The organism is Xanthobacter sp. DMC47, from assembly GCF_056313845.1.
On sequence record NZ_JBQUZM010000001.1, the window covers coordinates 821,530 to 846,364 of the forward strand.

22 protein-coding genes are annotated in these 24,835 nt (G+C 67.1%); 12 read left to right on the plus strand and 10 right to left on the minus strand.

Going from position 1 to position 24,835, the window contains the following annotated elements; genetic code table 11:
- Window positions 1-268: 268 nt before the first annotated feature.
- The 5 genes from ACT54R_RS03880 (at window position 269) to ACT54R_RS03900 (ending at window position 5,786) form a co-directional block, all read left to right on the plus strand.
- Window positions 269-1,417 (plus strand): ABC transporter substrate-binding protein, encoded by a 1,149-nt coding sequence (locus tag ACT54R_RS03880; RefSeq protein ID WP_476323879.1) that lies wholly within the window; start codon window positions 269-271, stop codon window positions 1,415-1,417.
- A gap of 82 nt (window positions 1,418-1,499) precedes the next feature.
- Window positions 1,500-2,390: a branched-chain amino acid ABC transporter permease gene (locus ACT54R_RS03885; RefSeq protein ID WP_476323881.1), complete on the plus strand. Its 891-nt coding sequence runs from the start codon at window positions 1,500-1,502 to the stop codon at window positions 2,388-2,390.
- Window positions 2,390-4,030: a branched-chain amino acid ABC transporter ATP-binding protein/permease gene (locus ACT54R_RS03890; protein WP_476323883.1), complete on the plus strand. Its 1,641-nt coding sequence runs from the start codon at window positions 2,390-2,392 to the stop codon at window positions 4,028-4,030. The genes ACT54R_RS03885 and ACT54R_RS03890 overlap by 1 nt, the downstream gene beginning before the upstream one ends.
- Window positions 4,023-4,763 carry an ABC transporter ATP-binding protein gene (locus tag ACT54R_RS03895; protein WP_476323885.1) on the plus strand — a complete coding sequence of 247 codons (741 nt, stop codon included), beginning with the start codon at window positions 4,023-4,025 and terminating at the stop codon, window positions 4,761-4,763. The genes ACT54R_RS03890 and ACT54R_RS03895 overlap by 8 nt, the downstream gene beginning before the upstream one ends.
- 42 nt (window positions 4,764-4,805) lie before the next feature.
- On the plus strand, window positions 4,806-5,786 hold the full coding sequence (locus ACT54R_RS03900; RefSeq protein ID WP_476323887.1) for a hydroxyacid dehydrogenase: 981 nt from the start codon (window positions 4,806-4,808) through the stop codon (window positions 5,784-5,786).
- Window positions 5,787-5,829: 43 nt separating this feature from the next.
- Here the strand turns inward: ACT54R_RS03900 and ACT54R_RS03905 are convergent, their stop codons facing one another.
- A complete protein-coding gene (locus ACT54R_RS03905) occupies window positions 5,830-6,744 on the minus strand; it encodes an SMP-30/gluconolactonase/LRE family protein (protein ID WP_476323889.1) in 915 nt (304 codons plus the stop codon).
- 287 nt (window positions 6,745-7,031) lie between these two features.
- Between ACT54R_RS03905 and ACT54R_RS03910 the strand changes: the two genes are divergently transcribed.
- From ACT54R_RS03910 to ACT54R_RS03920, 3 genes are read left to right on the plus strand one after another with little or no spacing between them, the layout of a single operon-like run.
- Window positions 7,032-7,505 carry a flavin reductase family protein gene (locus ACT54R_RS03910; RefSeq protein WP_476323891.1) on the plus strand — a complete coding sequence of 158 codons (474 nt, stop codon included), beginning with the start codon at window positions 7,032-7,034 and terminating at the stop codon, window positions 7,503-7,505.
- A 38-nt stretch (window positions 7,506-7,543) separates the two neighbouring features.
- Window positions 7,544-8,896, plus strand: a complete 1,353-nt coding sequence (locus tag ACT54R_RS03915) for an NtaA/DmoA family FMN-dependent monooxygenase (protein WP_476323893.1) — start codon at window positions 7,544-7,546, stop codon at window positions 8,894-8,896.
- A 14-nt stretch (window positions 8,897-8,910) separates the two neighbouring features.
- Window positions 8,911-9,771 carry an amidohydrolase family protein gene (locus ACT54R_RS03920; RefSeq protein WP_476323895.1) on the plus strand — a complete coding sequence of 287 codons (861 nt, stop codon included), beginning with the start codon at window positions 8,911-8,913 and terminating at the stop codon, window positions 9,769-9,771.
- On the opposite strand, the gene ACT54R_RS03925 is transcribed toward ACT54R_RS03920, so the two are convergent.
- The 9 genes from ACT54R_RS03925 to ACT54R_RS03965 all read right to left on the minus strand — a co-directional run bounded on the left by ACT54R_RS03925 (window position 9,759) and on the right by ACT54R_RS03965 (window position 20,017).
- The gene (locus ACT54R_RS03925; RefSeq protein WP_476323897.1) at window positions 9,759-10,679 is read right to left on the minus strand and encodes an IclR family transcriptional regulator; all 921 of its coding nucleotides are present in this window, start codon (window positions 10,677-10,679) and stop codon (window positions 9,759-9,761) included. The genes ACT54R_RS03920 and ACT54R_RS03925 overlap by 13 nt on opposite strands.
- A gap of 86 nt (window positions 10,680-10,765) precedes the next feature.
- The gene (locus tag ACT54R_RS03930) at window positions 10,766-12,673 is read right to left on the minus strand and encodes a TRAP transporter large permease (RefSeq protein ID WP_476323899.1); all 1,908 of its coding nucleotides are present in this window, start codon (window positions 12,671-12,673) and stop codon (window positions 10,766-10,768) included.
- A 108-nt stretch (window positions 12,674-12,781) separates the two neighbouring features.
- On the minus strand, window positions 12,782-13,789 hold the full coding sequence (locus tag ACT54R_RS03935) for a TRAP transporter substrate-binding protein (protein WP_476323901.1): 1,008 nt from the start codon (window positions 13,787-13,789) through the stop codon (window positions 12,782-12,784).
- Between the two features lie 181 nt (window positions 13,790-13,970).
- Window positions 13,971-14,675 (minus strand): RraA family protein, encoded by a 705-nt coding sequence (locus tag ACT54R_RS03940; protein WP_476323903.1) that lies wholly within the window; start codon window positions 14,673-14,675, stop codon window positions 13,971-13,973.
- A 93-nt stretch (window positions 14,676-14,768) separates the two neighbouring features.
- Window positions 14,769-16,160, minus strand: coding sequence for a dihydrolipoyl dehydrogenase (lpdA, locus tag ACT54R_RS03945; protein WP_476323905.1), 1,392 nt, complete (start codon window positions 16,158-16,160; stop codon window positions 14,769-14,771).
- 3 nt (window positions 16,161-16,163) lie between these two features.
- Entirely contained in the window at window positions 16,164-17,456 is a 1,293-nt protein-coding gene (locus ACT54R_RS03950; RefSeq protein WP_476323907.1) for a dihydrolipoamide acetyltransferase family protein, read from the minus strand.
- A 2-nt stretch (window positions 17,457-17,458) separates the two neighbouring features.
- Window positions 17,459-18,472, minus strand: coding sequence for an alpha-ketoacid dehydrogenase subunit beta (locus ACT54R_RS03955; RefSeq protein ID WP_476323909.1), 1,014 nt, complete (start codon window positions 18,470-18,472; stop codon window positions 17,459-17,461).
- Between the two features lies 1 nt (window position 18,473).
- A complete protein-coding gene (locus ACT54R_RS03960) occupies window positions 18,474-19,718 on the minus strand; it encodes a thiamine pyrophosphate-dependent enzyme (protein ID WP_476323911.1) in 1,245 nt (414 codons plus the stop codon).
- Between the two features lie 26 nt (window positions 19,719-19,744).
- Window positions 19,745-20,017 carry a hypothetical protein gene (locus ACT54R_RS03965; protein ID WP_476323913.1) on the minus strand — a complete coding sequence of 91 codons (273 nt, stop codon included), beginning with the start codon at window positions 20,015-20,017 and terminating at the stop codon, window positions 19,745-19,747.
- A 171-nt stretch (window positions 20,018-20,188) separates the two neighbouring features.
- On the opposite strand from ACT54R_RS03965, the gene ACT54R_RS03970 reads away from it, so the two are divergent.
- The 4 genes from ACT54R_RS03970 to ACT54R_RS03985 all read left to right on the plus strand — a co-directional run bounded on the left by ACT54R_RS03970 (window position 20,189) and on the right by ACT54R_RS03985 (window position 24,809).
- Window positions 20,189-20,659 carry an Lrp/AsnC family transcriptional regulator gene (locus ACT54R_RS03970; RefSeq protein ID WP_476323915.1) on the plus strand — a complete coding sequence of 157 codons (471 nt, stop codon included), beginning with the start codon at window positions 20,189-20,191 and terminating at the stop codon, window positions 20,657-20,659.
- A 188-nt stretch (window positions 20,660-20,847) separates the two neighbouring features.
- Window positions 20,848-22,434 (plus strand): acetate--CoA ligase, encoded by a 1,587-nt coding sequence (locus tag ACT54R_RS03975; protein WP_476323917.1) that lies wholly within the window; start codon window positions 20,848-20,850, stop codon window positions 22,432-22,434.
- Between the two features lie 39 nt (window positions 22,435-22,473).
- The gene (locus ACT54R_RS03980) at window positions 22,474-23,631 is read left to right on the plus strand and encodes an FAS1-like dehydratase domain-containing protein (protein ID WP_476323919.1); all 1,158 of its coding nucleotides are present in this window, start codon (window positions 22,474-22,476) and stop codon (window positions 23,629-23,631) included.
- A 179-nt stretch (window positions 23,632-23,810) separates the two neighbouring features.
- Window positions 23,811-24,809, plus strand: coding sequence for a tripartite tricarboxylate transporter substrate binding protein (locus ACT54R_RS03985; protein ID WP_168459760.1), 999 nt, complete (start codon window positions 23,811-23,813; stop codon window positions 24,807-24,809).
- Window positions 24,810-24,835: the final 26 nt, after the last annotated feature.

The window sequence follows — 24,835 nt, forward strand, 5'->3', positions numbered from 1 at the left end:
TCACAGCGTTCCACATTGGCCTGAGGCTCGGTGGTCGGCGTGATGGCCGAAGGAGCCGGGATCGTCGGCGTGCCCAGCGACCCCCGTCGTCGCTCCTTGACACTCAACATCAAATACGGAATGATTTTCCGAAATAGGAACAAAAATTGATATCCACCAGACAAGCAGCGGTGGCGGGACGCTCGCGCATCCCATCATCCGCGGCATCTGGCGGAGTCAAGGCGGACGACCAGAATGGCGCCGCCTGCATATAACGGGGAGGACGCCAATGCCATCACTACGCCTGACGGCGATCGCTTTGTTCTGCGCGTTTGCGGGAGGCATATTGCCCTTACTGGAGGCGCGCGCCGACGACCTCAAACTGGCGACCCTGCTGCCCCTTACGGGCCCCTACGCGAATTATTCCGTCGAGTTCCGCCTCGGGATGGAGATCGCAAAGGACGAGATCAATGCGGCTGGCGGCGTCAACGGGCGCAAAATCGACCTGACCGTGCTCGACACCCAGAGCAACAACGGACAGGTCGTGAGCTTGGTACGCCAGGCGTGCGGCTCCGCCTTCGCCGTGCTGGGACCGAGCATGTCCAACGAGGCGCAGGTGGCCTTCCCCGTCGCCAACAGCCTCGGTTGCCCGTCCATTTCGTCCTCTGCGGCGGCGTCCGGCCTCACCGACAAGAACCGCCCCTGGACCTTCACCTACGCAAGCCCGGCACCCATCATCGCGCCGCAGGCGGTAGACCTCCTCGTCTCGCGCCTCAAAGCGAAGAAGGCGGTGGTGGTGGTGGACCGCGGCGACGCCGCCGCCAACGACCAGGGCACCATCGTCGAGAAGACATTGAAGGATAAGGGCGTCGATACCCAGACCTTCTCCATCAGTTCCGCCGACCTCGACTTCAGTCCGGTGGTGACGCGCATCCGCGGCCAGGAGCCGGATCTCGTGGTGTTGTCCACCACCGATAAGGGCGCGGTCAGCGTGCTGAAGGAATTGAAGCGCACCGGCTCCACGGCCAAGGTGCTCATCACCCAGTCGGCCTTCACGCCCCTCGTCAGCAGCGCCGGTGCCGAAGTGCTGGAAGGCGTCTATCGCTACACGGAGTTCGACCCCACCTCTTCCGCCGATCCACGGGTGGTGGCTTTCGTCGAGGCATTCAAGTCCCGCAACAGCGGCCGCGCGCCCACCCAGCTCGCCACCCAGGCCTATGACCTCGTCTATCTGGTCAAGGACCTGATGGAACAGGGTCGGCTGACGGGGAAGGACCAGGCTGCGGACCGCAAGGCCTTCGCCGACCGGCTCGCCGCGCTGAAAGACTGGCGCAGCATCTCCGGGCCCATGTCCATCACGCCCCAGGGCTTCGCGGTGAAGCCGGTGACGGTGCTCGTCTTCCATGATGGCAAACCGCAAAAGGTGGTGGCCGACTGAGCCGCCGATAGACACGGGCGACCGGGCCCTCGGTCCGGCCGCGACGTTCGCAATCCCGTCGCCCCGAGCGGATTGAACCTTTATGCAGATTCTCCTCCAGCAGCTCGTCAACGGGCTGACGATCGGTGCCGGCTATGCGCTAGTCGCGGTCGGGTTTACCCTCATCTTTGGTGTCCTGCGCGTCGTCTATCTCGCACACAGCGCAGTGCTGGTGGTGGGCGCCTATATCGGCCTGTTCGCGCTTGAATGGACCGAGAGCATTGCGGCCGCCCTCGCTCTCGGCACGATCGGCTCCGCCCTGACCGGAATTCTGGTGGAACGCATCGCGCTGAGGCCCGTGGCTGGGCAGAACCACCTCATTTCCCTCGTCACCACAGTGTCCATCGCCACCGTCATTCAGGAGACGCTGCGCCTTTCAGTGCATCAGGGCCAGCCCATCTCCTATCCCACCGGTGCGGCGGCAACGCTGCTGCGGTTCCATCTCGGCGGCATCGAACTACACCTCACGGTGGGCCAGTTGGCGGTGATGGTGGTGACGCTCCTCCTCGTGGTGGCACTCACCGTCCTGGTGCAGCGCAGCTGGATGGGCCGCTCCATCCGCGCGGTGGCCGACAATCCCACCATCGCCGCCATGCTCGGCGTGCGGGTGAATGCGGTGTCCATGCAGACGGTCGCCATCGCATCGGCGCTGGCCGGCGCAGCCGGCGTGCTGCTTGGCCTCACGCTGCCGGCCATCGACCCCTATGTGGGCGAGCACCTGCAGTTCAAGGCGCTGGCGGTCGTGCTCTTCGGTGGTCTCGGCAGCGTGCCCGGCGCGGTGCTGGGCGGCCTGCTGCTCGGCCTCGTGGAGGCCCTCGCGGCCGGCTATCTCGAAACCTCCTACCGCGACCTCTTTGCGTTCGCCGCCATGGTGCTGATCCTCTCCTTCCGCCCCGCAGGCCTCCTGGGGCGCCGACCGGTGGAGCGCGTGTGATGGGCACCGGATCGCTCGAAGCCTTCGCGACCGTCCAGCTGATCTATCTGATCGCGGCGCTCGGGCATTACATGCCCCTCTCCATGAAGCAGCTCGACGTGGGGATCGCCGGCTATTTCGCCCTCGGTGCATATGTCAGCGCCATCCTGACACGGGACTACGGCCTGCCATTTCCCGTGGCGCTGGCCCTCGGCACGCTGGCGGGCGCGGCGGGCGCGGTCGTGGTCGATGCTCTGGCGACGCGGGTGCGCCTCGCCGGCTTCGCCTACGCCATCTTCAGCCTCAGCTTCGCGGAGGCGCTGCGCATCATCCTCAACAACGTGAGCGCGGTCGGCGGCTCGGGCGGCCTCGTGGGCATCGCACCGCATACGACGCTGCCGCTGGTCGCGGGGCTCGTGGCCGCGATCCTGGTCGGCCTCTGGCTGTTTGATCGCGCCCGTCTGGGTCAGCTGAAGACCGCCATCGGGGACGACGAACTCATCGTTCCCGTCATGGGCGTGCCCCTGGTCGCCACGAAGCTCACCATCTTCGCCATTGGCGGCGGCCTCGGCGGCCTCGCGGGGGGACTTTATGCACACTACGTGCTGTTCATCCGGCCGGATGATTTCGGCTTCGCCCTGCTCATCTCCCTGCAACTGCCCATCGTATTCGGTGGCCTCGACCGCTTCTACGGCGCGGTTGCGGGCATCGTGATCCTCGGTTGCGTGCCGGAGCTGGTGCGCGGGCTGGCCGACTACCGGCTGATCTTCATGGCGGCGACGACGCTGGCCGTGCTCGTGGTGCGGCCCTCCGGCCTTGTCACCTACGACACCATCGGCTGGGTCAAGAAGCGCCTGCGCATCGGTCGCGGCGGGCTGCCGGAGCGCACAGAATCCACGGCCTCCCTGCCCGCGCTGCGACCGGCGGAGGGGCCCCTCGCCATCGACGGGATCAGCGTGCGTTTCGGCGGCGTCTCGGCGCTCGACGGGGTCAGCATGTCCATCCCCACGTCCCCCGGCATCAGCGCCGTGATCGGCCCAAACGGGGCAGGCAAGACCACCTTCTTCAACGTGCTCACGGGTCTCATCCGTCCCGGTGCGGGCCACATCAGGCTGGAGGGGCGCGATCTCGTGGGGCTCAGTCCGGATCAGGTGTTCAAGGCGCGGATCGCCCGCACCTTCCAGGGCGTGCGGCTGTTCGGCCATCTCAGCGTTATGCAGAACGTCTTGGTGGCGGCGCGCTCCTCAGCCCCGACCCCGGCCGAAGCGATGGTCCGGGCGGAACTCGCACTCACCTCCACCGGCCTCGACCGCGCCTTCTGGTCGCTGCTGCCGGACCGGCTGACGCTTCTCGATCGCCGTCTGGTGGAGATCGCCCGGGGCCTTGCCGCCCAGCCCGTGGTGCTGCTGCTGGACGAGCCGGCCGCCGGCCTCAACAGCGCCGAGAAAGAGCGCCTCGGCGCCCTGCTCGCGCGCCTCGCCCAGGCGTTTTCCTGCCGCATCGTGATCGTCGAGCACGACATGAAGCTGGTGATGTCCATCGCCGAGACCATCTGGGTGATGAATTTCGGCCGGGTGCTGAGCCACGGCACGCCGGAGCAGATCCGCAACGACCCGGCCGTGATCGAGGCCTATCTCGGCAGCGAGGCCGCCCATGCATGACACCACGCCCCTGACGCGCCTCGCCGTCCTCGATATCCGCGAACTCGTCTGCGGCTACGGCCGCACCCAGATCATCCACGGAGTCGACCTCAAGGTCCTCAAGGGTGAAATCGTCTGCCTGATCGGCAACAACGGCGCCGGAAAGTCCACCCTCATCAAGGCCATCATCGGCGCAATTCCGACCACCGGGGGCGAGGTGCGGCTGCGCGGGGAAGACCTCGCCCGGCAGGACATGGCATCGCGCATCTCCCGCGGCATCGCCGTGGTGCCGGAAGGGCGCGGCGTGCTGGCCCAGCTCTCGGTGGAGGACAATCTGCTCATGGGCGGCTATGTCCGACGCGGCGCGCCCTGGCTCGCCGAGGAAATGGCCCGCATCTATGCGCTCTTTCCGATCCTGGCCGAGCGTCGGGCCCAGATGGCGGGCACGCTCAGCGGCGGCGAGCAGCAGATGCTGGTCATCGGACGCGCCCTCATGAGCCGACCCGAGCTGCTGATCCTGGACGAACCCTCCTTCGGCCTCGCGCCGAAGATCGTCGATTCCATATTTGCGGTCATCGAGCGGCTGCGCGACGCGGGCAACACCGTTCTGCTGGTGGAGCAAAACGCCCGCATCGCCCTGCGCGTGGCCGATCGCGGCTACGTCCTCGCCTCCGGCCGAGCCATCCTCGATGGACCGGCGGGCTTGCTGAGCGAGAACACCACGGTACGCGACATCTATCTCGGCTCGGGCTGACACACCCGGCTGCGCCACGGCTCATATCAAGGCGAGACGATCATGACGACAGGCAGGAACTCCGACCTCGTGCTGGTGCTGGACCCCATCCACGAGGATGGGATTGCGCGGCTCGGGCAATCCTTCCGGCTGAAGCTGCCGGGCGACATGCTTTCGGCCGAAGACCTCGGCGAGGCGAAGGCGGCCGTGGTGCGCGCGTTCGAGGTTAACGGGGAGTGGCTTTCGCGTGCGCCGAACCTGCGCATCGTGACCAAGCATGGGTCGGGGGTGGACAATATCGACATTCCCGCCGCCACCGCCCACGGCGTGATGGTCGCTAATACGCCAGGCGGCGCCAATTCCACCGCGGTGGCGGAAGGTGCCGTTGCCTTGATGCTTGCCGTGCTGCGCAAGGTGCGGGAGATGGATTGCCTCGTCCGCGAGAACCGTTTCGACGAACGCTGGACGCTGCGGCTCGGCGACCTCACCGGCGGTCGGCTCGGCCTCGTAGGCTTCGGCGAGATTGCCCGGGTCACGGCGCGGATCGGCGGCGCCGGGTTCGGCATGACGGTTTCGGCCTACGACCCGTTCGTGTCCGCCGAGGAGATGGCGAAGGCGGGCGTCACAAAGGTGGAAGACCTCATCGACCTGATGGCGTCGTCCGACGTGATCTCCGTCCACGTCCCGCTCAGCGCCAGGACGCGTCACCTGATCGGCGCGCGAGAGCTGGCGGCTATGCCCCGCCACGCCATCATCGTCAACACGTCCCGCGGCGGGCTCATTCACGAACCGGCCCTGGCGGCGGCCCTTCGCGAAGGGCGCATCGCCGGAGCCGGCATCGACGTGTTCGATGTGGAACCGCCGCCGGCCGACGATCCGCTCTTCGCGCTGCCCAACGTGGTTTTGAGCCCCCATGTGGCCGGCGTCACCAACGGCAGCATGCGGGACATGGCGCTCAATGTGGCGCGGGTGGTGGAAGAGGCGCTGTCCGGCCAGAAGCCCGCGACGCTGCTCAATGCGGACGCGCTCGCCGCGGCTGGCTGAGCGGCATCCCGGAGCCGGGTCCAGGCCCGGCTCCGGGATATCGTCATGCGTGCGAATACATGCGCCGGCCGGCCACCGGCAGGTCGGCGCAGAGGATGGTCCCGGTCTTCGATTCGGTGATGAAGATCGTCTTGTTGTCGGGACCGCCGAAAGCGCAATTGGTGGTGAGATGACCTTCCAGCGCCTTGATGCGCAGGAGCGGCTCGCCGAGGTTGCTGAACAGCCAGACGGAGCCGAGCCCCACGTGGCAGACGACGAGGTTATCGTCCTCGTCGATGGCCATGCCGTCCGGCCCTCCGCCGCCCGACATCTGGATGAAGGTGCCCACCTTGCTCGCGGTGCCGTCACGCATCAAGGGCACACGCCACACCGCATTGGCGCGCGTCACCGCCAGGAAGATCACCGTCTCCGTCTTATTGAGCACGAGGCCGTTGGGACTGGGGATGCCCCTGAGCACGCAATCGAGCGTCCCGTCGGTCCGCAATCGATAGAGGCAGCCGGAAGGATCATGCAGGCCCGTTTGCCCCTGATCGGTGAAATAAAGATCACCGTTGCTGGCGAAGATCAGGTCGTTCACGCCCTTGAATCGCTGGAGCATCACCCGGTCCAGATAGGGCTCCACCCGCCCCGTACGGGGATCGAACACCATGATCCCGTTCTTGTGGTCGGTGATGAAGCCTCGGCCATCCTTGTGGAACTTCAGACCGTTGGGCTCGCCGTCATATTCGGCTTCAACGCTGACCCTGCCAAGCGCCGTCACCTTGATGAGGCGGCCCCAGGGAATGTCGACGACCCACAGATTGCCCTCGCGATCGAAGGAGGGGCCTTCGAGGAAGGTGGTCAGCGGTGCGCCGCCGAACTGGACGTCATTCCATTCCGATCGGCGTCCCTCGACCTTCAGGGCGTCAGGCATGACCACGAACGGCCGGGCGACGACGGTGGGCGGGGCTGGATACATGCTTTTCCTCCTGATGGATCCGGTGCGACCGCACCCCGTCGGCAAGTTCGCCCCCCGCTCGGCACGGCGGAGTGCGGGCCAGGGGCAGCTCTATCTTGGGGAATTTCGCGCGGTGCGGCCGAACTCTTGAGCTTTGCTTCATTTCTACACACCCGATGGACGGGCGTGTCCCGGACGGGCGGCTACCACCGTTGACATCCGATTTAGGAATTGTATTCTTATTTCAGAACAAAAATCCATAAGAAGCTTCGTCCGCCTGCATGCCATGGCGGCCGGGAGGATCCCCAATGACCATCCAGGCTCCCCTCAAGGAGGCGCTGTCGCGCTATCCAAGCGGCGTCGTGATCGTGACGACCCGAGACGGCGACGCCGCCCACCGCGGCTTCACAGCCAGCTCCTTCACCTCGGTCTCCATGAACCCGCCCATGGTGCTGATCTGCCTTGCCGAGGGGGCGGACTGTCACCCCCATTTCGTCGCGGCCGACACGTTTGCGGTGAGTGTCCTACGCCCCGAGCACAGGGACCTCGCCCTGCTCTTTGCCAGGCGCGGGACGGACAAATTCGGGAGCGATTCTCTGCGCTTCAACGCGCGCGGTCTTGCGGTCGTGGACGGCGCCGTAGCGACTCTCGTCTGCAGAACGCGCGAGACCATCTCCTGCGGCGACCACACCGTGATCGTCGGCGAGGTAGAGGAGGCCGAGATCGGCGCCCCCGGCCCCACCCTCGCCTATCACCAGCGAACCTTCGTCGCCGTCGGCTGATCCCTCGACGCCACATCTCCAAAAGGAAGGCCTGCCCCATGACCCGGCAGATGCACCTCACGGGCTTCTACATCCACAGCCCCATCAACCACACTATCGCCAGCTGGGCAGACCCGGCCGACCAGCGGCTCGAAGGCATGAAGGGCTTCAGCCATTGGCAGGACTTGGCCCGGACGCTCGAGCGCGGGCGCTTCGATGGCGTGTTCTTCGCCGATACGCCCGGCGGCTTCGACCGGTACAAGGACAATATGGACGCCGCCATGCGCTACGGCGTGTGCTGGCCTTCGCATGACCCGATGGCTCTGGTGCCCGTCATGGCGGCCGTGACCGAGCATCTGGGCTTCGGCGTAACCCTCTCTCTCTCCGGCATCCCGCCCTATCTGGCGGTGCGCACCTTCTCAACGCTGGATTATCTCACCGGGGGCCGGGTCGGCTGGAACGTGGTCACCGGCCACCTGCGCGGCGAACATCGCGCCCTCGGCCTCGACCAGCTGGAGCATGACGAGCGCTACGACCGCGCCGAGGAATACATGGAAATCTGCTATCGCCTGTGGGATGGCTTCCCGCCAGACGCGGTGGTGGCGGACAAGTCCACCGGCATTCTGGTGGACCCGGCAAAGATGAAGGTGGTCAACTATGAGGGCCGCTACCTGAAGTGCCATGCGGCGCCACCCGCCTTCCCCTCACCGCAGGGGCGGCCGGTGCTGTTCCAGGCGGGCACCTCCGGGCGTGGCCAGCGATTTGCGGTGTCCCATGCGGATGTCATCTTCTCCATCCAGCCTCAGATTCCCGGCATGCACGCCTTCATGAAGCAGGTGCGCGAAACGGCGTCCGCCGCCGGCAAGAACCCGGACGTGAAGGTGACGTTCGGCATCCAGCCCATCATCGGCGGCACCGAGGCCGAGGCGCAGCGCCTGCGCGAGGAACTGCTCGCCCGCGTGCCCATCGAGGGCGCGCTCGCCCGGGCGTCCGGCACGCTCGGCATCGACTTCAGCAAGTTTAACATCGACGAGCCCATCGAACATATCGAGACGCAGGCATCCCAGGGGCTGATGTCCGCCATCACTGCGCTGTTCGGCGACCGCCGCCTCACCTTCCGCGAAGCGGCCCTGAAATGGGGCTGCGCTGCCGGCATGCTCCAGATTGTCGGCACGCCCGAGCAGGTGGCGGACCAGATGGAGACGATCTTCCGCGAAACGGGCTGCCACGGCTTCAACGTCACACCCACCACGAACATTGGCTCCATCAACACGTTCGTGGATGAGGTGGTCCCAATCCTTCAGCGGCGCGGCGTGCAGCGCACCGAATATGAGGGCCGGACCTTCCGGGACAACCTCGCCGGCCGCACCGCCACCTCCGTCGACGCCGCGCGCGAACTCGCCCACACGTGAAGGATGAGTCGGCCGTGACCGCCCTCTGCCGACCGCCTAATCCTACGCCCCGGCCGCCTCGCTTCCGCGCGCCGCCGGGGACGACCGACTGCCATTTCCACATCTTCGGACCCGCGGATCAGTTCCCCTTCGTATCGGAACGCGCGTATACGCCGCCGGACGCCAGCCCGGCCGCCTACCGCCATCTCGCGCAGACGCTCGGGATCGAGCGGGCCGTGCTGGTGCAGGCAAGCGTCTACGGGCTGGACAACACCCGCCTTCTTGCGGCGCTCCCCGATCTCGGCATGCCGGCACGGGCGGTTATCGTGGTCGCACCGGATGTGCCCGACAGCGATCTGGACAGGATGCACGCCGCTGGCGCCCGCGGCGCGCGGATCATCGCCACCCATCCAGGTGGGCCGGGCCTCGAGGGTCTCGAAGCCCTCGCAGGACGACTGGCGCAGCGCGGCTGGCATATCCAGTTCATGCTTTCGCCGGTGCAACTAAGCGCGCTCGAGACGCGCCTGTCCGCCCTGCCCTGCCCGATCGTCATCGATCATTTCGCAGGCATCCCCGCCGCGGGCGGCGTCGGGCAGCGGGCCTTCGAAGCATTGCTGAGGCTCATGGCCTTGCCCCACGTCTGGGCAAAATTGTCTGCGGCCTATCACTGCTCGCGCCTGCCGCCGCCCTACGATGACCTCGCGCCCTTCGCGGCCGCACTCGTCAGCATCGCGCCTGGCCGCCTAGTGTGGGGCACGGACTGGCCCCACGTCCATTTCGAGGGCGAGATGCCCAACACGACCGTTCTGTTCGATCGCCTCGCGGACTGGCTCCCCGACCCGGCGCTACGCCGGCAAATTCTGGTCGACAATCCGGCCCGGCTCTACGACTTCTGAGCCGCCGGACGACCACCCCCGCCCTTCGGTCTGCCACGGCGGCGGGGCGTGGGCTCACTCGCCGAAGCCGCGAGGATCAGCCCCTCGCCCGAGATGGCAAAGTGTCCGCCGCCGTTGGTCGCCGACGGCGGGAAGGGCCCGCGATAGTTCATGATCCGGGACAGCTCTTCAGCCGCCGTCCGCGCCAGCCCGGTGAAATGGTCGAGATGATCCCTGAGCCGGATGGTCGGGCCGGCGATCGTAATCGAGCAGCGCACCGCACCGCTCTCGTCGAAGACCGCCCCGGCCACACCGCTCGCCCCGTCGATCAGTCCGTCGATGTCGAAAACCACGCCGGTCTGGCGGATCTGGACGATGCGCGCGTCGAGTTCCGCCCGGTCGCAGGTGCGTTCCGTGAACCGCACGAACTGCGTCGTCTCCAGATACGCCGTCCGCTGCGCGTCGTCCATAAACGCGAGGAGGACGTTCCCGGCGGCTGTGCAGTAGAGCGGGCGGCGGTTGCCCACACGGACGGCGAAGCGGAGCATGTTCTCGGATTCGATGACATCCACATATGTCACCTCGTGCCCGCTCTCGGCCAGCACGCCGAGGAGGATGGTCTCCTCGGTCTGGGCGGCGAGCCACTCAAGCGTTGGGCGCGCACAGCGGGGGAAGGCGCTGGCCTGCCGGAGGCTCGCCCCGAGCTTCAACGCCTCGGCGCCGAGCAGATAGCGTCCCGCGGCATTGCGGATGTAGCCTCCCGCCTCCAGCGCCTTGAGCAGGCTGAACAGGCTGGTCTTGGGCAGCTCCAGCTGGTCGCTCAGCGCAGCCAGCGTCCTGCCCTCGGTGCTTTCGGCAAGAAGCGCCAGAACATTCATGACCCTGAGAACGGACCTTGGGCCAGCCTGCTTGTCGTCAATGTCGGACACGCTCTTGCCTCATCCCCCGCGGCGGTGCCTGCCCGCCCGAACCTCAAGGGATATAAGGCGAAAGTGGCGAGCGCGAAAGCGACCTCTCAACCGGCGAAAAGGCGCGGCACCGCGTGAGTGAACCAGGGCACGAAGGCGATGGTGAGCACGCCGGCGAGAAGAGTGAGAAAATAGGGCATCATCGCCTGCGAGGTCCGCTCCACACTCGACCCCATGACCGCGCAGGAAATGTAGAAGCCGATGCCGATGGGCGGCATGAAGATGCCCACCCCCATGGCGAGGATCATGACGATGCCATAGTGAACCGCGTCGATTCCGAGGGCGGTCGCGATCGGCAGGAGTACCGGCCCGAGGATGATGAGCGCCGGCAGCCCCTCCAGCAGGGCGCCCACCACCATCAGCAGTAGGATCGAGCCGAGAAGGAAGATCATGCGGTCGTTCCCGGCGAGCGCCAGCAGGTCGATGAGCTGGGTGTGCAGGTCCGCCGCCGAGAGCGTCCAGCCGAAGGCGCCGGCCGCGGCCACGATGAACAGGACCATGCCCGAAAGGACGCTCGCATTGATGCAGACGCGAACCAGCATCCCCATGTCCATCGCGCGGTAGACGAACAACGCGAGGACAAGGCCATAGGCCACGGCGAAGGCCGAGATTTCGGTCGGCGTTGCAAAGCCGAACTTGATGCCGAGCACCATGAACACGGGCATGGCCAGGGGCAGCACCGCAGCAGATGCGCTGCGCCCGAGGGCCGCCGCGGACACGCGCGGCATCGCCACCTCGCCGCGTCTCCGCGCGAGGAAATAGATCAGGCCCATCAGGAATCCGGCGATCACCGCCGCCGGCAGAAGCCCTGCCATGAACAGGGTGCCGATGGAGATGGGCGTCACCGAGCCGAGAACCAGCATGGCGATGGATGGCGGAATGGTCTCCGCCATGGCGGCGGACGCGGAGAGCACAGCCGCACCCTCGCGCGCGGAATAGCCCCTCTTCTCGAGTTCGGCCTTCATCACCGACCCCACCGCGGCCACGTCCGCCGCCTTGGAGCCGGAGATGCCGGAAATGAGATAGATCGTGACCACCACCACCTGCAGCAGCCCGCCCCGCAGGTGGCCGACGAGGGCCATGGCGAACTGCACGAACCTGACGCTGATCCCGCCCTGCTCCATCACCGCCCCGGCGAGGATGAAGAAGGGCAGCGAGAGCAGGATGAAATTGCTGTTCGCGTCGAGCATGTTCTGCGGCAAGGCAATGGCCGGGATGTCGCTGGATACGAGGAAAACCAGCGTCGTCAGCATCAATGCGAGGCCCACCGGCATGCTCAGCAGCACCGCCGCAGCAAAGACGGCGATGATGAGCGGCAGCGCGTGCTCCGAGGCAAACACCTCGGTCCACGCGTCCCAGCCCAGCCAGAGCAGGATGGCGAGGAGCGGGAGCACGCCCGCCGAGGCCAGCAGCACCCGCGGGTTGAAGCTGGTGAGCCGCTCGGCCGCCGTCACCGCAACCACTGCCATGCCGAGCGTGAATGGAACCACCGACCACGCCCCCGAGATGTCGAGCATGGGCAGCACCTCGCCCAGCCGGCTGCGGAACAGGCTGGTGGACGCGACACCAGCGGCGATGGTGACGATGAGCACCAGATATTCTACCAGCACCCGGCATACATCCCGGCCGAACGGCGGCAGCATCGCGATGCCAACCACGATGGCCGCATGCTGTCCCCGCCGGTAGGCGACGGCGCCGCCGAGGAAGGCGATCACCGGCAGTGTGAGCTTCGCGCTGTCGTCGGCCCACAGTAGGCTGGAATGGCTGAGGGCCCGCACCGTTACGCTGGCGAGGGTGATGAGGAGTTGCGCCACCAGTGCAGCCACGACCACGGCGTCAAGGGCGGCATCAAAGCCGCGCGGCAGCCGGAGCCCGCCCGCGGGAACGGGATGCGCGCCGTCGGAACCGTGCGCCGATGCGCCCTGATCCTCGGAGACCGATTCGAGATGGGACATGAGTCTGCCTTCCGCTCAAAGGCGCGCGGCGCGCCGCGGCCGCCGCAGGGACGGGTTGCCGGACGGGAGCGACGGGCGAGCGCCGGTCGTCCCCCGAGCGCATCGCCATCAGGTGGCGGTTTCCTTCAGCACCAGATCGACGAGATCCGGACCGAGCTGCGGCCGGAACTCGTCGTAGACGGGCTGCATCCGCTCGCGGAAAGGCTTGTGGTCCACCGGATTGAACTTGATCCCCTTCTCCTCGCACACCTTGCGCGCCGCCTCCGAGCTTTCGGCCGCGGTCTGGCGCCAGGTGGTGGAGAGGTCCGCCGCGAGTGCGCGGACGATGGCGCCGTTCTTCGGGCCGAGACTGTCGAATTTCGGCTTGTTCATGAGCAATGCCGAAGCATTGTAGACATGATTGGTCAGGGAAACGTAGGAGACCACCTCGTTGAGCTTGGAGGCGACCAGCGAAGCGAGAGGAATTTCCATGCCCTGCACGGCATTCTGCGACAGGGCGAGGTAAAGCTCAGCCACGTCGAGCACCACCGGCACCGCGCCCACCGCCTTGAACATGGCGGCGAACATAGGGCTTTGCTGGATGCGCACCTTCATGCGGTCGAGATCGGCGGGCGTGACGATGGGCTTGCCGTTGGTTTCCATCACGCGCCAGCCGTGATGGCCCCAGCACAGGCCGGTGACGGACTTGTCCTCGAGGCTTGCGAAGATCGCCTTGCCCACGGGGCCCGCGAGCACTCGCTCCGCTGCCGCGCCGTCGGGGAAGACGAAGGGCAGGTCGAGAATCTGCATCTTGGGATAGTAGGACGAGAAGAATCCGGCCGTGTGAACCACCATGTCCACTGTGCCGGTGCTCACGCCGGAGACGATGTTGGCCGAGCTGCCAAGCTGGCCGCCGCCATAGACCCTCACCCGCACCTCGCCGCCCGTGCGCTCCTCGATGGACCTGCCGAACTCCTCGAACATCTTCTGGAACGGGTGCTGGACGCTGTCCGGCTGCGCAAGCTTCAGCGTGATCGGCGCGGCCTTGGCGAGGTAGGGGCGGCCCAGCACGACAGCGGCGCCGCAGCCCGCCGCGCCGGCGCGCAGTAGCGCGCGCCTGTTCATCTTCATATCCATGCTCTTCCTCCCGGATTGCCGTGTTGTTCCGGCCATTTTCGGTACCCATTTGCCTGGGCTTTACTGACCCGCGCCGCGAGCGGGCACGCGTTCGCTGCCGGAGGCGGCCCGTCGCCCGTCTCCGTTGCACGCCTTCCTTCTTGCGCCTCCGCCCGTCGGCGGCGCGCTCATCGACTTGGGATCAGGCCCCCCAGACGGCGTCCTTGACCTCGACGCCGGCCGCCTCGACATTGCGGCCCATCTGCAGCAGTTCGAAGAGCGACGCGCCGTCCTGCAGCTTGCGCCGCAGGCCAACTTCCTTCTCATTGCGCTCGCGTGCCCCTCTCACTGCACGCTCCAGCGACCGCAGCGGGATGGCGAGGACGCCGTCGTCATCGGCAACGATCACGTCGCCCGGATCGACCCGAACGCCGTCGCACACCACCGGCACGTTGACCGCGCCGGGACCGCGCTTCTCGGGATGGCTTGAGGAAATGGAGGTGGCCCAGGTGAGCGAGCCGATCTCGCGCAGGGCGCCGGTGTCACGTGCGGGGCCATCCACAACGATGCCCGCAATGCCCTTCTGCTTGGCGAAATTGGCTGCGACATCGCCCCATAGAGCGCCGTGCGAGCCGCCGCCATTGACGAGCACCAGCACATGGCCTCGCTGGGCGATGTTCAGCGCCGCATGGATCATGAGGTTGTCGCCGGGAAAGTTATAGGACGTGACGGCCTGCCCGGCGATGCGCTGACCGGGCGCGATGGGCCGCATGCGCGGGCTCATCAGCTGCATGCGGCCTTCAACGGGACCGAGCGCCTCGTGGAGGTCGGAAACCGGATAGCTCGCGGCTTCCGCAAGCAGGTCGGCCGGGCACTCGGGAATACGCGTGTAGATCACGGACTGCATTTTTCCTCCCATCGGGGCCATGGGTCCCACATTCTTTGTTCCGACGATAATTCACCTATATCGGAAAATCATTCTCTTTTTCGTACATTTTCGTCAGGCATGAAGGGCCTGGCCGAGGGCCCCCAATGCCGCTTCGTGGAAGGCCTCGCCGAGGGTTGGGTGGGCATGGATCATGCCGGCCACATCCTCCAGGCGCGCGCCCATCTCGATGGCATTGACGAAGGCGGTAGCGAGTTCAGAGACGTGCGCGCCCACCGCCTGCACACCCAACAGCACATGGTCCGCACGCCGGGCCACCACGCGCACGAATCCGGTCTCCGCCCCCAGCGTCATGGCACGACCATTGGCGAGGAAGGGGAAGATGCCGATCACGGCCTCGCCCACCCCTCCGGCGTCCTCCGGAGACAGGCCCACGGCCACGATTTCCGGGTCCGTGAAGCAGACGGCAGGAATAGCCGCGGGATCAAAGCGGCGGAGATTTCCGGCGACAATCTCTGCCACCATCTCCCCCTGGGCCATCGCCTTGTGCGCCAGCATGGGCTCGCCCACCGCGTCGCCGATGGCGAAGACGCCGCGCATGGAGGTGCGGCACTGGTCATCGATCAGGATGCGGCCGTCCTTCACGTCCACAGCCATGGCGTCCAGCCCGAACCCTTCCAGCCGGACGCGCCGGCCCACCGTGCTCAGCACCTTGTCGGCGGGGATGTCCAGACGGGTCTGGTCTTGTGCTTCCACCTGGAGCACGCCCTCCCCGTGGCTGAGCGCCCGCGCGGAGAGGTGAAGCGAAACGCCAAGGCGCTCCAGCGCGCGGCGGACGGGATCGGTGAGCTTGGCGTCATAGAGCGGCAGGATGCGATCCTGCCGCTCCACCACGGTCACGGCGACGCCGAGCTTCGCAAAGGCGATGCCCAGCTCCAGCCCGATATAGCCGGCCCCCACCACCGCCAGCCGGCGCGGCAGCTCAGTCAGGGCCAGCGCGTCGGTCGAAGACAGAATGTCCCTGCCGAACGGAAGGCCGGGCACCTCCACCGGCACGGAGCCGGTGGCGAGGATCACGGTTTCGGCTGAGATCGTCACGCGCCCGTCGGCCGTTTCCAGCGTGCAGGTTTTGGCATCGGAGAACACCGCACGTCCGGCGAGCACGCGCACCTTCGCCTTGCGCAGTAGGGCGCCGACGCCACCGGACAGGCGTGAAACGATGCCGTCCTTCCAGGCGACCGCCTTCGGGAAATCGATGGAGGGAGGCCCTGCACGAATGCCGCCCGGGTCGGTCCCCTCGGCGGCGGCAGTGAACTGGGCGAAGCGCGAGGCTGTCTCAATAAGCGCCTTGGAGGGGATGCAGCCGCGCTGCAGGCAGGTGCCCCCCAGCCCCTCTTCGTCGATGAGGATCGTTTCGATGCCGAGCTGGCCGGCGCGGATGGCAGCGACGTAGCCGCCCGGCCCGCCTCCCACGACGAGGAGGCGGGTGGTCAATGCAGTCGTCATGTCTCACTCCACGAAGAGGGTCGCCGGCTGCTCCAGCAGGCTTCTGAGCCGCTGCACGAATTCCGCCGCCACGAAGCCGTCCACCACGCGATGGTCGAATGACGAGGAGAGGTTCATGATCTTGCGCGGCACGAAGCCGCCCGGCGCGCCCTCCACATAGAAGGGACGGACCGCGATCTTGTTGACGCCCACTATCGCCACCTCCGGCGCATTGATGACCGGCGTCGTGGCAAGCCCGCCCAACGCGCCAAGGCTGGTGATGGTGAGGGTGGAGCCAGACAGGTCGTCCCGCGCGATCCGCCCCTCCCGCGCTGCGTCCGCGAGGGCGGCGATGCCCGCCGCGCAGGCCCACAGGTCCAGCGCCTCCGCATGGCGCAGCACCGGCACCACGAGGCCGGCCGTTGTCTGGGTGGCGATGCCAACATGCAGGGCGGAATGCCGGCGGACCGTGCCGGCCTCGTCGTCATAGCGAGCGTTCAGGCCGGGGAAGTCCGGGAGCGTCTTCGCCAGCGCGCGCACCAGGAAGGGCAACAAGGTCAGGCGCGGGCGGGCCTTGCCGTGGCGGGCATTGAGGGTGGCACGCAGATCCTCCAGCGCGGTGACATCCACCTCCTCGATATAGGAGAAATGCGGGATGCGCCGTTTGGCGTCCTGCATCCGCTCGGCGATGCGACGCCTGAGGCCGATGACCGGGACGTCCTCCACAGCGTCCTGTGGCGTTGACGCGGGGCGCGGCGTCCGGCCACCCGACAGCGTGCGGTCGAGGTCTGCGTGGGTGACGCGGCCCTGTGGCCCTGTGCCAGCGACGAACTGGAGGGGCAGGCCCGCCTCGTAAGCGCGCCGCCGCACGGCGGGCGAGGCGAGCGGGCGGGTTGCCGGCGCGCAGCTGGTTACGCGAACAGGGACTGGCTCAGGCGCCACAGGAGCATTCACGTCCGAGCGGACGGAGGCAACCTCGGCCAGGGCCAGCACGCGGACGTCGCCAGCCGGCCTAGACGGCGTGGGGAGGGGCAAGGCCGCGATGGCGCTCTCCGCAGGCAATGAGGCCGTCTCCTGGTCGGTCTCGAAGAGGATCAGCTCGGAGCCCACCGGCACGGTCTCCCCCGGCACCGCGTGCAGGGCCAACACGCGAGCGCTGAAGGGAGCGGAAATCTCCACCGTCGCTTTGTCCGTCATCACGTCGACGAGGGGAGCGTCCTCGCGCACGAATTCACCGACCTTCACATGCCACGCAGTGACTTCGGCCGTCGCAATGCCCTCGCCGATGTCGGGCAGCTTGAATACGATGTGGCCCATCGTCAGTCCTCCATCGCACGGATAAGCGCCTCGGCAACGCGGGCGGGGCCGGGAAAATAATGCCATTCCAGCGCGTGGGGATAAGGCGTATCCCAGCCGGTGACACGCGCGACCGGCGACTCCAGATGGTGGAAGCAGTGCTCCTGCACCAGCGCCGAGAGCTCGCTGCCGAAGCCGCAGGTGCGCGTCGCCTCGTGCACGATGACACAGCGGCCGGTCTTCTTCACGGACGCGACGATGGTCTCGATATCCACGGGCATGATGGTGCGCAGGTCGATCACCTCCGCATCCACCCCGCTCGCCTCGGCCGCGGTCAGCGCCACATGCACCATGGTGCCGTAGGCGAGCACGGTGACGTCGGCGCCAGGGCGCACCACCGCTGCCAGCCCGAGCGGCACGCGGAAATGGCCATCGGGAACGTCGGCACGTGGATCGTCCGCCCAAGGCTTCACCGGCTGGTCGTGGCGACCGTCGAACGGCCCATGGTAAAGGCGTTTGGGCTCAAGGAAGATGACCGGGTCGTCGTCCTCGATGGCGCTGATGAGCAGGCCCTTGGCGTCGTAGGGATTGGAGGGGATCACCGTCTTCAGCCCGCAGACATGGGCGAAAATCGCCTCGGGACTCTGGCTGTGGGTCTGTCCGCCGAAGATGCCGCCGCCATAGGGCGTGCGCACGGTGAGCGGAGACGTGAACTCGCCGCCCGAGCGGTAGCGCAGCCGCGCCGCCTCGGAAATGAGTTGGTCGGTGGCGGGATAGATGTAGTCCGCGAACTGGATCTCCACCACCGGCCTGAGACCGTAGGCCCCCATCCCCACGGCGGTGGCGACGATGCCGCCTTCAGCGATCGGCGTGTCGAACACCCGCCGCTTGCCATACTTTCCCTGGAGCCCCTGGGTGCAGCGGAAGACGCCGCCAAAGAAGCCCACGTCCTCGCCGAACACCAGCACGTCCGGGTCTTCGCCCAGCATCACATCGAGGGCCGAATTGATGGCCTGAACCATGGTCATCGCGCCCATCTCACACCCCCAATTCCTGCCGCTGGCGCCGAAGGTGCCAGGGCATCTCCTTGAACACGTCGTCGAACATGGTGGCCGGGCTGTGCATCGGGCCCGAGCCCAGCGTGCCCAGCGCTTCGGCCTCCTGCCCGGCGCGACGCACCTCTTCGCGTGCCTCTTCGATCAGCGCGGTCTGACGCGCCTCGGACCACTCCCCAAGCAGGATCAGATGGTCGCGCAGCCGATCGATGGGATCGCCAAGGGGCCACAGGGCCTCCTCGCCGGACGGCCGATACTTGCTGGGGTCATCGCTGGTGGAGTGGGCGGAGGCCCGATAGGTGAAAAGCTCTATGAGTGTGGGGCCGAGATTGGTGCGCGCCCGGTCGGCGGCCCAGCGGGTAGCGGCGTAGACGGCGAGGAAATCGTTGCCGTCCACCCGCAGCGCCGGCAGGCCATAGCCGTGGCCACGCGCCGCGAAGGTGGTCACTTCGCCGCCCGCAATGCCCTGGAAACTGGAGATGGCCCACTGGTTGTTGACGATGTTCAGCACCACGGGCGCGCGATAGACCGAGGCGAAGGTGAGGGCGTGGTGGAAGTCGGCCTCCGCCGTCGCCCCGTCGCCAACCCAGGCGGCGGCAATGCGGTCGTCGCCCTTGTAGGCCGAAGCCATCGCCCAGCCCACCGCCTGACTGTACTGCGTGCCGAGATTGCCGGAGATGGAGAAGAATCCGGCCTCTTTGCTGGAGTAGAACACCGGCATCTGCCGGCCTTTCAGACGGTCGCCGGCGTTGGAATAAACTTGGCACATCATGTCCGCGAGCGGCCAGTCGCGGGCGACCAACAGGCCCTGCTGGCGATAGGTGGGAAAGCACATGTCGCCGCGCGACAGCGCGAACGCCTGAGCCACCGCCACCGCCTCCTCGCCGGTACACTTCATGTAGAAGGAGGTCTTGCCCTGGCGCTGGGCGCGGACCATGCGCTCGTCATAGGCGCGAGTGAGGACCATGGCCCGAAGGCCGCGCCGCAACGTCTCGGCATCGAGATTTGGATCCCAGGCGCCGACCGCGCGGGCCCCCCCGTCGAGCACGCGGATCAGGCCGAAAGCGAGGTCGCGGATTGCCTCAGCGGGCACCGAAATATCCGGCCGTGGCAGCGCTCCGGCCTCGGGGATGGCGAGGGTGCTGAAATCTGGGATGTCTCCCGGCCGCCGGGCCGGCTCGGGGATGTGGAGGGCAAGGCGGGGGAGGTTGCGGGGGATCTCGTTCATGGCCGTCCTTCAAGGCTTGGCGGCGGTCAGCAGAGGGGAGACAGAAGCGCCGCATCGGCCTCACGGGGCTTGGGCGGGACCATCTCGGCGGCGCTCACGCCAACGATCTGCCCCATGCGGACGGCGATGTGCCGGGCGGCCTCCTCGCCGGGGGCGTCGTAGCTCAGATGCACCAGGAAGCCGTTGGCATGCCTTGCGGTTTCCAGCTCCAGCATGGCCACGTCGAGGCGGTGGAGGAGGTCCAGGGCCCGGATGGCGGCTTCCACGCCGTGAACCTCGAGCCGAAGCCGGTATGCCATGGCTGCTCCTCCTCTGCCTTCAATCAGTGACGGCAGAGCCTACCGGCAAGCGGCCCATATTTTTTCCCGTTCTTCGGCCTAAAAAGTATTTCTTCGGAAAACTCATCTGCCTAATGTTCGTATTCCGAATGATCCTTCCGGCACGCGCCGGACGCGCGAAAGGCATCCGTCATGCAGAAGGAAAAGGGCCTCGACGAGATCGACCGCCGCATCCTCAGGGCCTTGCGCAAGCAGGCCCGGCTGACCAACAACGAGCTGGCAGAGATGGTCGGATTGTCGCCAAGTCCTTGCTGGACAAGGGTTCGGCGACTGGAGGAGGGGGGCTATATCGAGAGCTATGTCGCGGTGCTCAACCAGGCCCAGCTGGGGCTTGGGGACACGGTCATCATCGAGGTGACGCTGGATCGGCATGACGAGGACCAGATCCAGAAGTTCGGCCAGGCCCTCGCCGACCTCCCTGAAGTATTGGAAGCCTACCTAACCACTGGAGAATACGACTATTTCATCAAGGTGGCCGTCGATGGAACGGCCGGATACGAGCGCTTTCTGAGGGAACGCCTCTACAAGGTCCCCGGCATCCGGCACAGCCGCTCGTCGTTCGCGCTGAAGTGCCTGAAGCGGGAACTGTCCCCCACGCCCTGACCTGACAGCCGGCCTGAACCGGGCGAAATCGGTGTGTTTCACCACGGGTTCTGGCGGGGTATCGGCATGGTTCGGCGATGCCGGTTCAGCCACCTCTCGTTTGTTGTATATGTACAATATTTTTGTCTATTGACAACAAAACGCGCCATTCGGATAGTCGTCCCACAAAACCAATATGGGGACGCGCCATGCCGGGACCGGCCGGATCGAAGCTGTCGGACAGCACCAGCTACGCCTATGCCCAGGCGACCTTCTCGCCGCAGCGGCTGTGGGACTTCTTCGACGGAACGCCCGAGGCGTTCAACATCGCCCACGAATGCATCGACCGGCACGCGACCGGCGATCGGCCTGCGGTGCGGATCGCCCATGCCGACGGCCGGGACGAGACGCTGACCTTCGCCGACATCTCCCGGGCCTCGTCCCGCTTCGCCCATTGGCTGGAAGCTATGGGCGTCGCGCCGGGCGACCGGGTGGCGGTGATGCTCGAGCCCTCCCTCGCCTTCTATGCCGCCATCTTCGGCGCCATGAAGCGCGGCGCTATCGCGGTGCCCCTGTTCACGCTGTTCGGGCCGGAGGGTGTGAAGCTCCGGGTCGGAGACTGCCAGCCGAAGGTGCTCGTCACCAGTTCCGACAAGGCGGTGACCACGATCGGGCTGGAGGGCACCCGGGTGGTGTTCGCCGGCCCCGACTTCACTGCCGAGCTGGCGGCCTTTCCCGACGCCTACAGCCCACGCACGACGGCCAACGACCTCGCCCTCTTCCAATACACCTCCGGAACCACCCGCGAACTGCCGGCGGCGGTGAAGCACACGCACCGCGCCATCGTCACGCTGATGATCGCCGCGCTCTACGGCACCGGGCTGAGGCCGGGCGACGAATTCTTCTGCCCCTCCTCTCCCGCCTGGGGACACGGGCTCGCCCACGGCACGCTGGCGCCGCTGGCCATGGGCATCACCACCGGCACCTTCTGCGGCCGGTTCGATCCGGTGCGGCTGATGAAGGCCATGGCCGACTACAAGATCACCAACCTCTCCGCTGCCGCCACCCACTACCGGATGATGCGGGCCAGCGGCGAGGCGGGGCGCTTCGCCTTCTCCATCGCCAAGCTCTCCTACACGGGCGAGCCCATCGACAGCGAAACGCTCCGATTTATCGATGAGATCTTCAAGGTGCCGGTCTGCTCCATGTACGGCACCACCGAGGTGGGCGTCGTGCTGGTGAACTACCCCGGCGCCGAGGATTTCCCGGTCAAGCCCGGCTCGCTGGGCAAGGCGGTGCCCGGCATGGAGATCGAGGTGCAGGGGCCGGACGGCACGCCCTGCCGGCCGGGCGAGACCGGCGAGATCAAGGTCCACCGGCGCGGCGCCTGGGTGCCCACCAAGGACCTCGGGCGCATCGACGAGGACGGCTATTTCTACCACGCCGGCCGCGCCGACGACGTCATCATTTCAGCCGGCTGGACCATGAGCGCGGTGGAGATCGAGGACGTGATGCTCAAGCATCCCCAGGTCCGCGAGGTCGCCGCCATCGGCGTGCCGGACCCGGTGCGCGGCCAGGTGGTGAAGGCCTTCGTGGTAACGCGCCAGGGCGGGGACGAAAGCGGCGGCGATACCCTCGCCCGCGAGCTTCAGGACTTCACCCGCGCCCGCCTCAGCCAGCACGAATACCCCCGCCACGTGGCTTTCGTGGCCGAACTGCCGAAGACCCCGGCGGGCAAGATCAACCGCAAGGTGCTGCGCGACGCCGAAGCCGCCCGCAGCGCCGCTGTCGCCTGATTTCCACAAAGCAAGAGAGAGAAGAGAGGACCGTCCACCATGTTCGCCGAGACCCTCGCGGAGCCGGCCGTCCGGCATTTCCCCAAGATCACCGATCAGGCCCTTGACGATCTGCGCGAGCGCATGGGCAAGAAGATCGAGAACACGGTCGAGCCCTGGTGCTACGAGGCGACGCGGGACAACATCCGCCACTACGCCCACGGCATCGGCGACGACAATCCGCTGTGGTGCGATCCCGACTATGCGGCGAAGAGCGTGGTGGGCGGCATCGTCGCGCTGCCGAGCTTCCTGTTCTCCACCAGCCGCATCATCTCCGGCTATGTGGGCGGGTTGCCCGGCGTGCACGCCATGTGGTCCGGCGCCGATTGGCGCTGGCATCGCTGGGTGCGCCGCAACGAGGCGATCCGCACCGAGGCCTGGCTGAGCGACCTCGTGGAGCACGAGACAACCTTCGCCGGCCGGGCCATCCGGCAAGTCTACCATGTGAACTTCTACGGCGAGAACGGCGATCTCGTCGCCGATGCCGAGAGCTGGTGCTTCCGCACTGATCGCGACGCCGCCCGCGAGAAGGGCAGCAAGTACACCGAGGTGAAGTCCCGCCCGCCCCGCGTCTACACGCAGGACGAGCTGGACCGCGTCTATCGCCTCTATGCCGAGGAAGAAGTCCGCGGCGCCACGCCCCGTTACTACGAGGACGTCCAGGTCGGCGACAAGTTGCAGACCATGGCCAAGGGACCGATGACCGTGACCGGATTCATCGCCTATGCCCAGGGCTGGGGCGGCCTCTACATCCGCGCCAACAAGCTGGCGTGGCAGCTCATCAGCAACCACCCCGGGGTCGGCATCAAGAACCGCTTCGGCATTCCGGACTGCCCGGAGCGCGTCCACTGGGAGCCGGAAATGGCGCTCATGGTGGGCGCCCCCGGCGCCTATGACTACGGTCCGGAGCGCTGCTCCTGGCTCACCCACCACGTCACCAACTGGATGGGCGACAGCGGTTTCCTGGTGCGCGCCCACAGCAAGCTGCGCCGGCACAATCCGGAAGGCGACCTTCTGTTCATCGACGGCACGGTGGTGGGCAAGCGGGTGGAAAACGGCCGCCATCTCGTGGAGATCGAGCAGTCGGCCGTGAACCAGGACGGCGAGCTCTCCGTCCTCGGCGGCGCCACCGTCGCCCTCCCCTCCCGCAGCGCCTGACCTTGCAGCGCTGATGACGAGACCGGCCGGCCCGCCGAGGGCCGGCCGCGCCCCCTGAGGATGACCCCGGCAGACGCCAAGGCCGGGCCAAAGGGACGACCCGCCGACCGGCAGAAGCTGGCGACGGGCACCACGACAAAACGAACGGAAAAGTTCGCGCCCACACTGGAGGAAACGAAATGAGGAGGAGAACCTTTCTGGCCGGCTCCCTCGCAGGACTGGCCACGGCAGCGCTGGCAGGCCCGGCGGCCCGGGCCGCGGGTGCGGCGGGCAGCTATCCGAGCCGGCCTGTCCGGCTGGTGGTGGCCTATCCGGCGGGCATGGGGACCGACGTGTTTGCCCGGCGCTTCGCCGATTTCATGCAGAAGACCCTCGGCCAGCCCTTCGTGGTCGAGAACCGCCCCGGCGCCGGCGGCAACATCGGCACCGCCTCCGTCGCCCGCGCCGAGCCGGATGGCTACACGCTGCTCTGGGGCACCAACGCCACCTCAGCCATGAACGAATATCTCTACAGCCACCTCGGCTTCGATCCGGTGAAGGATTTCGAGCCGGTCGCCCGCGTGGTGAGCTTCGGCATGGTGCTCTACGTGAAGCAGGATTCCCCGCTCCGCTCGCTCGGCGACCTCCTGGCCAAGGCGAAGGGCAAGGACAGCCAGGGCAAGGATGCACAGATGGACGTCGCGGTGCCCAGCACCACCGCCCGCGCCGTGCTGCAGATGGTGAGCGCCGCCTCCGGCGCCCAGTTCTATCCCGTGCCCTATTCCGGCTCGGGCCAGGCCCTCGCCAACGTGCTTGGCGGGCAGATCCCCGTGGCGCTGGACACCGTGACCGCCGCCCTCGGCGGCATCAATTCCGGCCAGATCCGCCCGCTCGCCATCTCGCTCGGCCAGCGCTCGGCCAGCCTGCCCGACGTGCCCACCTTCCGCGAGGCCGGCGTCAATGTGGAGGCGGAGGCCTGGAACGCCTGCTATGCTCCCCGCGGCACGCCGGCGGCCATCGTGGAGCTTCTCAACAAGACCATCAACGCCGGGCTTCAGGACCCGACGCTGCGCGCCGCCATCATCAAGGATGGCGCCGAACCCACCGGCGGCACGCCGCGTCAGCTGGCGGACCTCGTGGACACCGACCGGGCCAAATGGGGACCGGCGATCAAGAGCCTCAACCTCTCCATGCAATGAGAAGAGAGGGGCGCATGGACCTGTTC